The following is a 15,395-nucleotide window of genomic DNA, read 5'->3' on the forward strand; positions in this document are numbered from 1 at the left end:
TATTTTAGATTTAGTTAAACAGATTAAGACCTGCTGCTGTAAGGATAGCCATTACAAACGTCATAATTCCTACCTGCTTCAAATATTGATCAAGCTCCTTCGGCTCCTTTACAGACATGATATTTCTTCTCAGTTTTGCTAATGGAAACAACAGGATCATGACGATGAATACATAGTAATTTTGCGCCTGAATAAAGCCATTTACTCCTAAAAAGATCAGAATCAATACCAAAGGAAGCTGTAGCAGGATCATTTCATAGATCATTGCATTTTTGAAACCGATTCTCAATGCAAAACTATTTTTTCCTGATAATTTATCGCTTTCAATATCTCGCATATTGTTGAGATTCAAAACGGCCATACTCATCATTCCCACAGCTGTTCCGGGTAACAACATATCCCAGCTGAATGTTTTTGTAAACAGGAAATAACTTCCACATACGGAAACAAGTCCGAAAAAGATAAAAACAAAAACATCACCCAACCCCATATATCCGTAAGGTTTCTTCCCTACCGTATATCCGATCGCGGCTAAAATACATGCTACTCCCAACCCTATAAACATGTAGAATTCATTCATATATTCAGGAATAAAAGCAACATATAATAAAGCAATAGTTGCAATAAAAGACAGCGCAGAGAAAAGAATGACCGCATTTTTCATTTGTTTTGCCGTAATTTTCCCTGATGCTACTGCTCTTGCTTCTGCTTCATTGATTCTTTTTGCATCGGTTCCTTTTACTCCATCACCGTAATCATTAGCATAATTTGATAGTATCTGATATAAAAGCGTTACCAAAAGTGCCAGAGCAAAAATTCTCCAGTCCCAGATTCCGCCTTCCTGATAAAGTCTCCATTTTGCAATGAAAGCTCCCATAATGATTCCGCTAAGTGATAACGGTAAAGTTCTGAGCCTCGCGGCTTTTATCCAATCTGTCATAATTTATAAGTAATGGGTAATGGGTAATAAGTAATGGTATTATGACACATTATTTATTACGCATCACCAGTGTTATGATATCCACTGATCTTCTCCGAAGTTTGGTTTTCTTTTTTCCAGGAATGCGTTTCTTCCTTCTTTAGCTTCTTCTGTCATATAAGCCAGACGGGTTGCTTCTCCTGCAAAAACCTGCTGTCCCACCATTCCATCGTCAGTAAGGTTCATTGCAAATTTCAGCATCCTGATTGACATCGGAGATTTTGCTAATATTTCCTGTGCCCATTCATAGGCTGTATCTTCTAATTCTGCATGGGGAACTACTTTGTTTACCATTCCCATTTCGAAGGCTTCCTGAGCTGAGTAGTTTCTTCCTAAAAAGAATATTTCACGGGCTTTCTTCTGTCCTACCATTTTTGCCAGATAAGCAGAGCCATACCCTCCGTCAAAGCTTGTTACATCGGCATCTGTTTGTTTGAAAATAGCATGTTCTTCACTTGCCAGCGTCAAATCACATACTACATGAAGTGAATGACCACCACCAACTGCCCATCCCGGTACCACGGCGATCACTACTTTTGGCATAAAACGGATAAGACGTTGAACTTCCAGAATATTCAGACGGTGTCTCCCGTCTTCACCTACATACCCCTGATCTCCCCTTGCCTTCTGATCGCCACCGCTACAGAAAGCCCAACCGCCATCTTTAGGACTCGGCCCTTCTCCTGAAAGCAAAACAACTCCTATTGAAGGATCTTCAGAAGCGTCATAAAATGCATCATACAACTCTGAAGTTGTTTTGGGTCTGAAAGCGTTACGCACTTCCGGTCTGTTAAAAGCAATCCTTGCTACTCCATTACATTTTTTATAGGTAATATCTTCGTATTCTTTGGCGGTTTTCCACTCAATCATTTTGTAAAAATTTTTCTCAAAGATACGGAATTACAGAGAATTTTCGGGGTGAAATTTAGCATTCCGGGGTGTTCATTTTTATAAAAAAACCGGAACATTTCTGTTCCGGTTTTTAATTGTGTAGTAAATACGAAGATTATTTGGCTGCAGCGCTTAATTCAGCTTCTTTCGCTTTCATTTCTTTTACTTTATCTATATTCTTTGTTACTACATAAATTTCTTTCAATGTAGTTACAGCATCAATGCTTTTTGGAGCTACTTTGTACCATCCTTCTGCGAATGGAAGAGCTTTAGTAAATCTTTCTCTTCTTGCATCAATGAGCTTAGAAGCTTCATCCGGCTTATCTTTTCTTAAAGCGTTGATATCTGCTACAACTTTACCATCGTCTCCGATAGTTGTGTACACAAGATTCTGGTAAGCTTCAGCAAAATCAGGCTTAAGCTCTATGGCTTTTTTGAATGATTCCAGTGCATCGTTCGTTGTGGCAGGAGTTTTAGCCTGCATCACCCCAAGGTTGTACCAGTTGGTTGCATCGTTAGGGTTTTTAGCTAACTGCTCCTTCAGACCGGTAACAAATTTATCTGTATTTCCTGACTGAAGATATGCTGTCGTCTGAGCTTCTTTAAGTTTAGCATTGTTTGGGAATTTTGCCAATCCTTTTTCAATGATAACAAGAGCTTCATTTGATTTTTTAGCATTAAGAAGCAATGAACTTAGTGTTTCATATAATTCATGTTCTATACTTGGAGTCTGTTCTGTTTTGAAATCAGAGTATTCTGAATTCTTTTTCATAAGATCCCAGGTAGCTTTGTCTAAATTCACAACCTGTCCTGACTTCTTTTCCTTTGCAGTATAGGTAGTTTCTACCCCTGTAAATCCGGAGTTAATCAGATCAGTATATATCTTGATAGATGCATCACTGTTGTTGGCTAATGCATGGCTAAGCCCTGCATAATACATATAAATTTTATTATCCTGACCATTTGCTTTCAATAAGTCGTAGATTTCTACAAACTTAGGGGCAGCAACGGCATAATTTTTAGCATTATATGCATCCATAGCAGCTTTGTTAGCAGCCTGGAGCTGAGCATTTATATCACCTTTCTGCCCGAAAGCAAAAGCTGAAGCTACGATAGCCATTCCTAAAATTAGTTTCTTCATAATAACTATTTTATATTTAATTGTACAATTTATTCTTCAGAATCAGAATTTCCGTTTTCTTCTGCAGAGGTTTCATTATCATCTTCAAGGTTATCAAATAATGAGCCTACTCCTTCTTCGATTTCCCCTTCCAGTCTTTCTGCTCCTTCTTCAATCTCTTCAGAATCATCTTCTACCTCCTTATCCATTTCTACTTTGGCAATGGCAGCGATTTCGTCATTTTTCTTAAGATTGATCAGTCGTACTCCCTGAGTATTTCTTCCCATTACTCTCATTTCGTCCATTCCCATTCTGATGGCAACTCCTGATTTATTGATAATCATCAATCCATCTTCGTCTGTTACATTTTGAATAGCAATCAGATTTCCTGTTTTTTCGGTAATGTTTAGGGTAATAACTCCTTTTCCTCCTCTGTTCGTAATTCTGTAGTCTTCTACTGCAGTTCTTTTTCCATATCCTTTTTCAGATACTACAAGTACAGTTTCGTTCTCTACATCATTCACAACAATCATACCAATAGCTTCATCACCGTCTTCAAGCAAGATTCCTCTTACCCCGATCGATCCTCTACCTACTTCTCTTACTTTTTCTTCAGGGAAACGGATACACTTACCGTTTTTAGTAGCAATCATAATCTGAGAAGATCCATTGGTAAGGTAAGCTCCTAATAACTGGTCATTATCTCTGATCTCAATGGCATTCACCCCGTTTACCCTTGGTCTTGAATAAGCTTCCAATGATGTTTTCTTAATAGTACCGTTTTTGGTTACCATTACAACACTCATCTGGTTTACGTATTCAGCATCCTTAAGGTTGTTGGTTCTGATGTATGCTTTAATTTTATCATCCGGTTCAATATTGATCAGGTTTTGCACTGCTCTTCCTTTTGCTGTTTTTGAACCTTCAGGAATTTCAAATACTCTTAGCCAGTAACATCTTCCTTTTTCAGTAAAGAACAACATATACTGGTGGTTGGTTGCGGAAACAATGTACTCCAGGAAGTCAGAATCCCTTGTTGTAGCCGCTTTGTTTCCTACACCTCCTCTACTTTGGATTTTATATTCTGAAAGAGAAGTTCTCTTCACATATCCGGCATGTGAAATCGTAAGAACTACGGATTCGTTCGGAATAATATCTTCAATAGACATTTCTCCTCCTGAATAGTCGATTTCCGTTCTTCTTTCGTCGCCGTATTTTTCTTTGATTTCAATCAATTCATCCTTGATAATCTGGAATCTTCTTGGCTCATTGGCTAAGATATCTTCTAAATTCTCAATCTCTTTCATGATGGCATCATATTCGTCACGGATCTTATCAAGCTCCATTCCGGTCAGACGAGCCAATCTTAGATCAAGAATTGCCTGGGCCTGGATTTCAGATAATTCAAAGGCTTCAATCAAGCCTTCTTTTGCAGCCTGAGGGTTTGCACTGTGACGGATAATAGAAATCGCTCTGTCAAGAGCATCTTGGGTCCCGATCACTTTCATGAATCCTTCCAGGATATGGGCTCTTTCTTTCGCTTTCTTAAGCTCAAACTGGGTTCTTCTTACAATAACCTCGTGTCTGTGATCTACAAAGTGATGGATAATATCCTTCAGGTTCAGCTGCTCAGGTCTTCCGTGTACCAATGCAATATTGTTGACACTGAAGGAAGTCTGAAGAGCGGTATATTTATATAAAAGGTTCAGAACAACATTCGGGATCGCATCATTTTTCAATTCATATACAACACGAAGTCCTGTTCTGTCTGATTCATCTCTGATCTCGTGGATTCCCGGAATTTTATCGTCTTTCACAAGCTCGGCAGTTCTGGCAATCATATCTGCTTTGTTGACCTGATAAGGAACTTCGGTAACGATAATAGCGTTTCTGTTTCCGATTTCTTCAAAATTAACTTTAGCTCTTAGTACCACTCTACCTCTACCGGTATGGAAAGCATCCCTCACTCCGTCATATCCGTAGATAATCCCACCTGTGGGGAAATCCGGAGCAATGATGTGCTGCATCAGTTCGTCGATGGTGATTTCTTTATTGTCGATATAAGCACAGATAGCATCTACAGACTCGGATAAGTTGTGCGGTGCCATATTGGTTGCCATACCTACAGCAATCCCTGATGTTCCGTTTACCAAAAGGTTGGGAACTTTTGTTGGCATTACCGTTGGCTCCTGCAAGCTATCATCGAAGTTATTCTGGAAGTCAACCGTTTCTTTATCAAGGTCTGAAAGAACCTCATCAGAGATCTTTTTTAATCTTGCCTCCGTGTAACGCATTGCTGCAGGCGGGTCACCATCCATTGAACCGAAGTTACCCTGTCCGTCTACCTGAGGATAACGTAGGCTCCAGTCCTGCGCCATTCTTACCATTGCATCATATACAGAGGAATCTCCGTGTGGGTGATATTTACCCAAAACATCCCCAACAATTCTAGCAGATTTTAAATATTTTCTATTAGAAAAAACCCCTAATCCATACATACCATAAAGCACTCTTCTATGAACGGGTTTCAAGCCATCTCTTACATCAGGTAACGCTCTTGAAACGATAACTGACATCGAATAATCGATATAAGATGACTTCATTTCATCAACAATGTTGATAGGAATCAGTCTTTCTCCTTCTTTTTGCATAAACAAATTTTATTATAATGATAGTCAGGCTTTTAGCTGTAAGCCTGAAAATTATTTATTTCCAATTTTTATTAACGGGCTAATTTACGAAAAAAATGCCGATTTTTGCCCTAGAATTTATCCACAAAATCTTAAAAATTCTTAAAATATGAGCGTATTAAGTATAACTTTCCACTGCACGAAAGATAATCTAGAAGAATGGGAAAATTATATTGATGAAACCCTGGTTTTGATGACCGAAAATCTTATGGATGTCAACAAATATATTTTATCTGAAGTTCATAGTGATTATATTGATGAAGGAAAAAATTATAATTTGCTGTTGGTCTTTGATAATGATGAACTGAGAAATGATTTTCTTGAAAGTGAATTGAAAAATATAGCGGAGCGAATTGAAGCTCAATTCGGACAGGAAGTACTGATCTTCGACACGCTCCTGAATCCGAAGAAATCTAAGCTGTAAAGCTACAAACAAAAAGCACTGAAATTTCAGTGCTTTTTGTTATCTGTGATGTCTATGGCCACGACCTTTGTGGTGATGCCCGCGATCGTCATTAATATATACCCGGTCTGCATGACCAGGAGCATAATACCTGGCACTTCCTCCATATACTCTTTTTGCATGCCCGGGAGGCATTCCTCTTCTGTCATGAACCACACATGATGATAACATGACCACCATCACTACTCCCGCTGCAATTTTCAACATACTTTTCATTATTTCACTTTTTCAAACTTAGTAGCAAAATATATCAATGTTGATGCCAAATCGACTTATTAATTTTTCCGGTTTTTTCTTTAATATCCTCTTCTCTTTTTAACCTGTCCGGGAGCATAATCTTTAGCGCTTCCTCCATAGATTTTTTTGGCTTGTCCGGGAGGAATTTTATTTCCATTATGATAGCCATTATATCCCCTATTGTCGTATGCCACACATGATGTTAACATCAATGTCACAATAAGGACTCCTGTAATTTTACCTATATTTTTCATTATTTTCACTTTTCCAGTCTTAACGGTGAAATATATCAATGTTGATGCCAAGATATTTTTAACGTAAGAATTGTAAATAAATAGTTGATAAAATCAAACCAGGATGATGATATTTATAGCATTTCACTTCTTTTTTCAAACATGATAACGTCTTTCCATACACCGTTGAGTTTTCCTAATCTTTTGCGAACTCCCACTATTCTGAAGCCGTTTTTCTGGTGAAATTTAACTGAAGCGTCATTGTCAGAGAAGATGTTGGTCTGTAATGTCCAGAATCCGTGGTCCTCGCTATCTAAAATCATCTTTTTAAGCAATACCGAACCCAATCCCTTTCCCTGATATTCATTATCGAAATAGATACTTACTTCCGCCACTCCTTTGAAACATTCTCTTTTGCTTACCGGCTTTAGGGCACACCATCCCACGACTTTATTATCTTCGTTTTCGAGTACCCAGCGGCAATCATTAAAATATTCCATATCCCAGGCCTCAGCGGTTGGAATTTCTGTTTCGAAAGTGGCCATTCCGCTATCCACACCTTGTTTAAAGATTTCCAGCACACGGCTTTCGTCGCTGGGAAGCATTTCTCTTAATTCGTAATTCATTGCGTTTAGTGATATTTTCTTTTTATTTTTCTTTTAATCCTTGCATAATGGGTCTGTTTACTTTTTCCGTCTTCAGAAACCACACTGATATTCCCGTCTACTTCCAGAACAGATAATTTTACATGTTTTATATCTTCAATACCATGTTCACGAATAGCTTCCTCCAGTTCGTCCTGTGTAATTTTTACACGGTTTAAAGCCGTCTGATCCGCAATTCCGTCCCTAATCAATATGACAGGTTCATCTTCCATAAAGGTTTCGAAAGAACGGCTTGAGAACATTAACCGTTTCAAAATGAAATTAGCTAAAAACAGGACGAGCGCAGCCACAATGCCACCTTGTAATGATGTGTCGGGTCCTACCATTGCGTTTTGAACTGCATTGGAAATCAAAAGCAACAAAACAACATCCCCGGCATTAAGCTGAGAAAGCTGATTTTTTCCAAACAGACGAATTCCGATTACCATAAACAGGTAAACACAAAGGGAACGGACTGCAACGTTGAGAATAGGATCCACTATTTTTTTATCTACTCAAATGTATTGATTTTTTACGATTGATGCGAAAAGTATTTATTGCATTTACGGAATAAAATACACAAAAGCAGTCAGGATAAAATCCTCCTGTAAGAGACTTTGCCCGTTACTTAAATATATTACAGCTTTGGTATATATTTTGAACCCAAAGTGTGAGTAAATACACAAATCATGATGAAACAATTTCTGGTATATCTTGGTATTTTATTTTTCGCTATCTCCTGCAATAAAAAGGGAGAGTCAGCTGCATCAGTCAGTGACAGCATTAGCATTACAGCAAAGATCAATGCACTGTACAGCCAGTATGGGAAGTCTAATGAAATGGTTTACAAGCAACCAATTCCGGGCGATTTATTTTCAGAAGGCCTGAAAAAAGAACTGGAAAAAGCCATAGAAACTTCAAAAGCAGATATAGAAAAAGTGAAAAAGAGCGCCCATCCGGACGAGAAACCCCTGATATTTGAAGGAGCCATTTTTTCAAGTTTATATGAGGGCTTTACCAGGTATAAGATTCAATCCACAGATATTCATGATACAACAGCTGATGTGACGGTTCAGTTTGAATATAATCAGGCTACTCCTCATGTAGTATGGACGGATAAGGTACATTGTATCAAGGAAAATAACCAATGGAAAATAGACAATATCAGTTTTGATCCGATAGGGAATTCAGGAAACCTGAAGATAAGACTTTCTGATTTTATTCAAAATACGCCTTAATAGAAAAACCGCTTTTGGAAGCGGTTTTATATTTTTTTACGGACATTGAACGATTGGAACGTCACTGCAAAAAACTTTATTTGCCCATTCGCAATACGTGCAGTATTGTTTAGGTTCTCCTCCGTACACTGATTTCAAATCTGACTTCGTCAGTTTCTTTACATTTTTCATATGGTTTTAATTTTATGGTATTTCAAAAATATATCTATTTTATACCTGATATATTATAGGTTTACCATAAAATTTTACAAGATTATCACCCATATTATAAAATGAAAACATTTTTGAAATACGCAACTCATACAATTCAAAGGAGATAGGATTTTTGACCGTTTTTTTCTTTGCTATCTGTTATTAATCTCGACAGTTACCGGCATCACGTAAGTATAGGCAACCATATTGTCACTTAGTTTTCTGCGGTCTACTCTATAATCCAGTTCACTGAGAACGGTTTCAATTTCTTTGCTTACAGTTTTGCAGTCTCCTGTTGAATGTACATTGACAATTTTTCCGTTATCCGCAATATCAAATTTTACTACGGAATTCACTGTTCCCTGTTTATAGTCTGTATTGGTAAGATCAAAATTTTCAACCAGCTTATTTCTAATATCGTTAAAGGTTTCATTTTTATTCAGTTGGATTTCCTCTATGGTATTGTGGTCTGTAGCCTGAGCCTTAACCGTATTGGATACTGTTGCGAATCCACAAACAAAAAGTGCTGCCATTATTATTTGAATTCTATTTTTCATAACTATTTGGTTTTAAATATTATACTAAACTTATTCTGAACCTCTTACCAAAGTTATTAAAATTATTCATACTAAATTCATATTGAGTTAACATTCAGTTAACATTAAAACATAAATAACTGATTTTCAATTAAATAAATTTTAAATAATTGAAAAATTTAATATTGGAACCTCTTGAAAACAAAAAAAGAATCTGCTTTTGCAAATTCTTTTTTATAAATATATTACTATTATCTTACTCCAGTTCCCTCTTCAAAAACTTCCCAGTCAGGCTTTTCTTTGATTTTACAATTTCTTCAGGAGTTCCCTGTGCTACAATCTGCCCGCCGTGTTTTCCTCCTTCCGGTCCTACGTCGATGATATGATCTGCCAATTTGATGACATCCATATTATGTTCGATGATGATGAATGAATTTCCTAGTTCTACCAGTTGATTAATAGCATCCATCAAAATTTTCACATCTTCAAAATGAAGTCCTGTAGTAGGTTCATCAAGGATATAAAGGGTGTTTCCGGTTTGTCTTTTTGCTAATTCGGTTGCCAGCTTGATACGTTGGGCTTCTCCTCCTGAAAGGGTTGTTGATTGCTGTCCTAAGGTAATGTATCCTAATCCGACATCCTGTAAGGTTTTAACTTTGGCAAAAATCTTAGGAATCGGCTGGAAAAATTCTACGGCTTCATCAATCGTCATGTCCAGTACATCAGAAATGGATTTTCCCTTGTAACGAACTTCAAGGGTTTCCCTGTTAAAACGTTTTCCATTACAGGTTTCACAATGAACGTAAACATCGGGAAGGAAGTTCATTTCAATCACCTTTAATCCTCCGCCCTGGCAGGTCTCACACCTTCCACCTTTTACGTTGAAAGAGAATCTTCCAGGTTTGTAGCCGCGGATTTTACTTTCCGGCAATTCTGCGAAAAGGTTTCTGATGTCGGTAAACATTCCTGTATACGTAGCAGGATTGGAGCGCGGTGTCCTTCCGATCGGAGTCTGGTCTACATCTACAATTTTGTCGATATTTTCCAGGCCCTCAATTTTTTTGTACGGTAGAGGTTCCTGAACGGCTCTGTAGAAATGCTTATTCAGGATCGGATATAAAGTTCCGTTGATCAGGGAAGATTTTCCGCTTCCTGAAATTCCTGTAACGACAACTAATTTTCCAAGGGGAACATCAAGGGTTACATTTTTAAGGTTATTTCCTGTCGCTCCTTTCAGTACAATATTTTTGCCACTTCCGGCTCGTCTTTCTGCCGGAATTTCGATCTTTCTTTTTCCGTTGATATATTGTGCAGTAATGGTATCTGCCTTTAATAAATCTTTCGGTTTTCCCTGCCAAAGTATTTCACCTCCAAATTTTCCGGCTTTCGGGCCGATATCCAATACCTCATCGGCTTCGAGAATCATATCTTTATCGTGTTCTACCACCAATACTGAATTTCCGATATCCCTCAGGTTTTTCAGTGAGTGAATCAGTCTTTCATTGTCTCTCTGGTGAAGCCCGATACTTGGCTCATCAAGAATATACAGGACATTCACGAGCTGAGATCCGATCTGAGTGGCCAGACGAATCCTTTGTGATTCTCCTCCTGAAAGGGTTTTTGAACTTCTGCTCAGGCTTAAATAATCTAACCCGACATCTAAAAGGAACTGAAGTCTTGTTTCAATTTCCTTTAAGATTTCGTGAGCAATAATTTTATTTTTCTCCGAAAATTTATCTTTAACATCAGCCAGCCATTCTTTTAAATCAGCAAGACTTAAAGCATTGACCTCAGCAATATTTTTTCCGTCAATTTTAAAGCTTAAGCTTGAAGGCTGAAGACGGGTTCCGTGACATTCCGGACAGGTTTCTTCTGTGGTAAAATGTCTTTCCAGTAAAATAGCTTCGTACGATTCCCTCTCATCAATAATCTCTTCCATGAAAGCAATCAAACCATCGAAACTGATCTTTATTTTCTTGGTGATTCCTGCATACTTAAGGTCTTTATTGAATTCTTTGTGACAACCATTATAAATATAGTCTAATGCTTCATCAGGAATATCCTGTAAAGGAGTTGTCATTCCAAGACCAAAGATCTCGAGGATATTTTTGATCTGTGACAGAATCCATTTGTTGGATTTGATATCTTCCAATGGCAAAAGCCCACCCTGGTTGATGGATAATTTAGGATTGTCTACGAAGTAATCTGTATTGATCTTTTTAATCATTCCCAGCCCCTTACAATTGGGGCAGCTTCCTTTCGGAGAGTTGAACGAGAATGTATTCGGTTCCGGCAATGCTAATGAATGTCCGGTTTCAGCATCCATAAGGTTTTTGGAGAAATACTCAATTTCTGAACTTCCGAGTTTCTGGATTCCTATAATTCCTTCTCCCATTTCCATTGCTGTCCGCAATGATTTTTCCATTCTACTTTCGGAAGCTTTTTCTCCAATGATCCAGCGATCGATTACAATATCGATATCATGGGTTTTATAACGGTCAAGTTTCAGGTCGTATTCGATATCCTGAACTTCGCCGTCTATTCTGGCCTGCCCGTATCCTTTTTTGGCCATCTGTACAAAAAGTTCATGATAATGTCCTTTCCTGGATCGTACTACAGGAGCCAGCAACATGATCTTTTCTGTTTTGTAATTCTGCTTGATGGTTTCAAGAATCTGCTCTTCGGTATAGCTGACCAGTTTCTGACCTGTTGTTAATGAATATGCATCAGATACTCTTGCATACAAAAGACGCAGGAAATCATAGAGTTCGGTAACCGTTCCTACAGTAGAACGGGGATTTTTATTGGTTGTTTTCTGCTCAATAGCGATCACAGGAGAAAGTCCTTCGATTTTGTCTACATCAGGACGCTCCAGGCCTCCTAAAAACTGACGTGCATAGGCAGAGAATGTTTCTATATACCGACGCTGGCCTTCTGCAAAGATGGTATCAAAAGCCAGTGAAGATTTTCCACTCCCGGAAAGACCGGTGATTACGACCAGTTCATTACGCGGGATTTTTACATTAATATTTTTTAGATTGTGTTCACGAGCTCCGTAAACTTCTATATATTCTGTTGATTTGCTCATAATTCGGGATGATTTTGCCTGAAAATCACAACGTGCAAAATTACGGAAATTTTGTGGAATTTTTTTAACTATCTCATGGATAAAAGTTATACCTGCCCGATCGTTTTTGCCACTCAAATTATGAAATGAAGCTGAAAGTGGCCGAGACCATGTTCTGAGACTGTTTGTTTTTGGTGAATAGAAATAAAAAAGACTGATATTATTTGTATCAGTCTTTTTTTGAATATTTTTATTTCACAAACGTATTGTAAGCACTCAAGACGCTTTCATAAGAGGAATCCATCTGTTGAATATTGCTATCCGGGATCTTACCGGCTTCTTTGGAATCTCTGATGAGCTTTCTATAATTATCTACAAAACCTGAGGCAGTTTTGTTAAAGCTTTCAAACTGAGATTTTTTATAAGAATACTGCTGGTCTTTTACATTGAAATCCATTTTGGAATTGGCTTCTACCAGTCTTGCAAATTCATCATATTTTTTCTGGGCTTCAGCCTCATTAAATTTTCCTTCATATTGTTTCCCTAAAAGATCAATCACTGAATCTAAAGAATTCATCACATTTTTGGATGAGATGATATATTCTTTCATGGGATGGTCTTTTAAAATCACTTCTTCTGCGGCATCTGTAGCAGGTTTTATCTTTGCCATCACATTTTCCCCTGCTGTGAATAAAGCATCTGCATCAGCTTCAATTTCTTTTTTGATGGCTTCTGCCTTTGCCCCTTTATCATCTTTATAATCCTCAGAATTCATATAAGACTTAAGTTCCTCGACTTTTTTTTCTATATTTTCTTTTTTGGCTTTATAGGTATTAAAATCGGCTTCAATAGCAGCTTTATCTTTTCCAAATCCGGAAGGAACTTCTTTAATCTTTGAAATCGTATAATCCATGGAGCTGGTGATAATAGGCATAATCATCACTCTTCCTCCTTTGGACTTTACTACTGCTTCTTCTGTATATTTTAAGATTCTCTCAATATGTTTGGAAGTATTTTTGTAGGAATCAACAAAATTATTATTAAAATCAATAATAGAATTGGCTTCCGTCTCTCCTCCCAGGTTTAAGACAGCATTACCAATTTTTTCTGCGCCTTTTTTACAACTTACGGCAGTAGCTGTCAGAGACAGGGCCATTGCCAACACGATAATCTTTCTCATATTTTATTCGTTTTGCTTTTCATTTATATATCCTGAAAATCAATATCTTCATTACTTATCTTTACTATATATTCAATCCCATCTATTGCTTTTGCAATGATCTGGTTTCTGATAATATTAGCCATATTTTCCCAATAGGCTCTTCCGTAAAAGGAATAATTCTGTGGAATAATCTCTACTTCAACGGTTCTTACAAAGCCTTCTTTAGGTTTATTGCTGATCATGGTACCTCTTCTGACTCTCACTTCTCTGAGTTCATCTTTCAGTATCATACGGCAATAATTTTTAACATCTTCAAGAGAAATAATCTTATCTCTTGTTGTCAGCGCATATTTATACGCCTGAATGCTATCTGTCCCTTTCTGTTCTTCCGAGCCGCCTAAGGTTTCTGTAAGCAAGACAACCGTCTGCGATTTCAGCTGATTGGAAAGTTCGGTGCCCGGACGCATATGATTGGCAAGTGTACAGTGGGTAACCCAAAACGCCGCATAGGTATGGTCTGTTTTTTCTACAGGCTCCATAATGACGTAGTTCAGCTCCTGTCTGATATTTCTTTTGGCATTGTTAACTTTCTGCACCATTGATTTCATCTTATCAGACATCTCACTGAGCACGCCTTTTACATTATCCCTGTTTAGTAAGGAAAATGCTGCAATCTCGTCTCTTGTCAATTCAAGAACATTCGCGATCATGTCTACGGCATTTCGATTGGTGAAACGTTCCATTCCTCCTTTTCGTACGGTATATAAACCTTTTTTCAGATCATCAGCAGGTGTGAAAGGGATTTCTGAGTACTTTCTTCCATCACCGTCCTGAACTTCATCTACATACAGGAAATGTTCTCCTTCATCTGTTACCAGAGGGATGTTATTTCCCATGATATCGAGACTGTATTCTGTTTTTTTCCAACCTCTGTTGTAGATCGGGAAAGCATTGAGTACAAATGAAAAGTTATCCAGGATTTCTGCGGAAAACTGCGGTGGAAACTCAAAAGTAAGCCATAAGTACGGTTTATTGTCCAGATATCTTGTAATCTCCTCTTTTTCGGCAAGGAAATCAAGATTTTGAGGAAGCTGGCCGGGTGCTGAAACTAGGCTTTGAGAAATTCCTGTCACTTCAATAAATTTATGGCGATAGATACTCTTGATATCTTCAATTATTTTATTACGGATCGACTGTTCTTTAAACATTTGTTCGTACCCGTCAGAATGGCTTTCGGTAAGATAACTCAGTCCTTCTCTTACAAACAAAGGGTTTCCGTTGCTGGAAACGGTAATATACGGTAACAGTTTATACACAAAATCCAGGTGTTCAAAAGCCGGATTTGAGCAGAAAATACTTAAATATTTAGGGAAGTTTTCACTGATATATTTGCTGCTATCAATTCCTATGGTAATTTTTCTGTAATCTTCAGTTCTTCCCTGAAACCTTGCAATAGGAATCTTATTGAACCTGTCGTCAATACTGTAGCAGGTATTTCCCACAAACATTACAGAGGTATGAACTTTATTGATCCGCACATTGCCTACGGGTGTAAAGGGAATGTTCAACTGCTTATCTGATTCTGATTTTACCGTGGAAGTCATTTGTTTACGGAAGAAAAATTCTGTGTGCTCCAGTAAAACTTCTGAGGAATCGTAAGGCTGCGTAAACGCAACTGCGTGGGCCGGTATAGGATGAGTATATATAGATGGGGTCAGCAGTTTTGCCAGTTTTTCTAAAATTCGGGCATTCACTGTCTGTATTTCATTATTCGCTTTAAAGACTTCTGTGCTGAATGCGTCTATGAGCAATTTTACAAAAGGATCCAATGACTGCGGGCTTTTCAATCCCCAGACTTTAGTTGCATTCTGAAGCATTCTTGCTTTTACAGATTCTTTAGAATAAATATTCTGATCTAAATTCATGATTTCTTAGCTGTTAAA

General features: G+C 37.7%; 15 protein-coding genes. 2 read left to right on the plus strand and 13 right to left on the minus strand.

Annotation, left to right across the window (positions count from 1 at the left end):
* Window positions 1–10: 10 nt before the first annotated feature.
* From menA to gyrA, 4 genes are all read right to left on the minus strand, one after another.
* The gene (gene menA / locus M030_RS0104955; RefSeq protein WP_027372474.1) at window positions 11–940 is read right to left on the minus strand and encodes a 1,4-dihydroxy-2-naphthoate octaprenyltransferase; all 930 of its coding nucleotides are present in this window, start codon (window positions 938–940) and stop codon (window positions 11–13) included.
* A 72-nt stretch (window positions 941–1,012) separates the two neighbouring features.
* The gene (locus tag M030_RS0104960; RefSeq protein WP_027372475.1) at window positions 1,013–1,849 is read right to left on the minus strand and encodes a 1,4-dihydroxy-2-naphthoyl-CoA synthase; all 837 of its coding nucleotides are present in this window, start codon (window positions 1,847–1,849) and stop codon (window positions 1,013–1,015) included.
* 136 nt (window positions 1,850–1,985) lie between these two features.
* The gene (locus M030_RS0104965; RefSeq protein ID WP_027372476.1) at window positions 1,986–3,011 is read right to left on the minus strand and encodes a tetratricopeptide repeat protein; all 1,026 of its coding nucleotides are present in this window, start codon (window positions 3,009–3,011) and stop codon (window positions 1,986–1,988) included.
* Between the two features lie 29 nt (window positions 3,012–3,040).
* Complete coding sequence (gyrA, locus tag M030_RS0104970; protein ID WP_027372477.1) at window positions 3,041–5,641, minus strand: DNA gyrase subunit A; 2,601 nt, start codon at window positions 5,639–5,641, stop codon at window positions 3,041–3,043.
* A 148-nt stretch (window positions 5,642–5,789) separates the two neighbouring features.
* Between gyrA and M030_RS0104975 the strand changes: the two genes are divergently transcribed.
* Window positions 5,790–6,104: a DUF4286 family protein gene (locus M030_RS0104975; protein ID WP_027372478.1), complete on the plus strand. Its 315-nt coding sequence runs from the start codon at window positions 5,790–5,792 to the stop codon at window positions 6,102–6,104.
* A 39-nt stretch (window positions 6,105–6,143) separates the two neighbouring features.
* On the opposite strand, the gene M030_RS0104980 is transcribed toward M030_RS0104975, so the two are convergent.
* The 4 genes from M030_RS0104980 to M030_RS0104995 all read right to left on the minus strand — a co-directional run bounded on the left by M030_RS0104980 (window position 6,144) and on the right by M030_RS0104995 (window position 7,757).
* Window positions 6,144–6,359, minus strand: a complete 216-nt coding sequence (locus tag M030_RS0104980; protein WP_027372479.1) for a hypothetical protein — start codon at window positions 6,357–6,359, stop codon at window positions 6,144–6,146.
* An 80-nt stretch (window positions 6,360–6,439) separates the two neighbouring features.
* Entirely contained in the window at window positions 6,440–6,634 is a 195-nt protein-coding gene (locus M030_RS0104985; RefSeq protein WP_027372480.1) for a hypothetical protein, read from the minus strand.
* Window positions 6,635–6,747: 113 nt separating this feature from the next.
* The gene (locus M030_RS0104990; RefSeq protein ID WP_027372481.1) at window positions 6,748–7,239 is read right to left on the minus strand and encodes a GNAT family N-acetyltransferase; all 492 of its coding nucleotides are present in this window, start codon (window positions 7,237–7,239) and stop codon (window positions 6,748–6,750) included.
* Between the two features lie 5 nt (window positions 7,240–7,244).
* On the minus strand, window positions 7,245–7,757 hold the full coding sequence (locus M030_RS0104995; protein WP_027372482.1) for a DUF421 domain-containing protein: 513 nt from the start codon (window positions 7,755–7,757) through the stop codon (window positions 7,245–7,247).
* A 189-nt stretch (window positions 7,758–7,946) separates the two neighbouring features.
* Here M030_RS0104995 and M030_RS0105000 point away from each other — a divergent pair, with 189 nt between their 5' ends.
* A complete protein-coding gene (locus tag M030_RS0105000) occupies window positions 7,947–8,495 on the plus strand; it encodes a DUF4878 domain-containing protein (protein ID WP_027372483.1) in 549 nt (182 codons plus the stop codon).
* 36 nt (window positions 8,496–8,531) lie between these two features.
* Here M030_RS0105000 and M030_RS25240 read toward each other — a convergent pair whose 3' ends face one another.
* From M030_RS25240 to M030_RS0105020, 5 genes are all read right to left on the minus strand, one after another.
* The gene (locus tag M030_RS25240) at window positions 8,532–8,666 is read right to left on the minus strand and encodes a bacteriocin-like protein (protein WP_074941826.1); all 135 of its coding nucleotides are present in this window, start codon (window positions 8,664–8,666) and stop codon (window positions 8,532–8,534) included.
* A 173-nt stretch (window positions 8,667–8,839) separates the two neighbouring features.
* A complete protein-coding gene (locus M030_RS0105005; protein WP_027372484.1) occupies window positions 8,840–9,244 on the minus strand; it encodes a hypothetical protein in 405 nt (134 codons plus the stop codon).
* Window positions 9,245–9,479: 235 nt separating this feature from the next.
* Entirely contained in the window at window positions 9,480–12,311 is a 2,832-nt protein-coding gene (gene uvrA, locus M030_RS0105010; protein ID WP_027372485.1) for an excinuclease ABC subunit UvrA, read from the minus strand.
* Between the two features lie 229 nt (window positions 12,312–12,540).
* The gene (locus tag M030_RS0105015) at window positions 12,541–13,470 is read right to left on the minus strand and encodes a DUF3829 domain-containing protein (protein WP_027372486.1); all 930 of its coding nucleotides are present in this window, start codon (window positions 13,468–13,470) and stop codon (window positions 12,541–12,543) included.
* Window positions 13,471–13,493: 23 nt separating this feature from the next.
* Complete coding sequence (locus tag M030_RS0105020) at window positions 13,494–15,377, minus strand: type VI secretion system baseplate subunit TssF (protein WP_027372487.1); 1,884 nt, start codon at window positions 15,375–15,377, stop codon at window positions 13,494–13,496.
* Window positions 15,378–15,395: the final 18 nt, after the last annotated feature.

The sequence above is a fragment of the Chryseobacterium sp. UNC8MFCol genome, from assembly GCF_000482305.1.
In the GTDB taxonomy this organism is placed as follows: domain Bacteria; phylum Bacteroidota; class Bacteroidia; order Flavobacteriales; family Weeksellaceae; genus Chryseobacterium; species Chryseobacterium indologenes.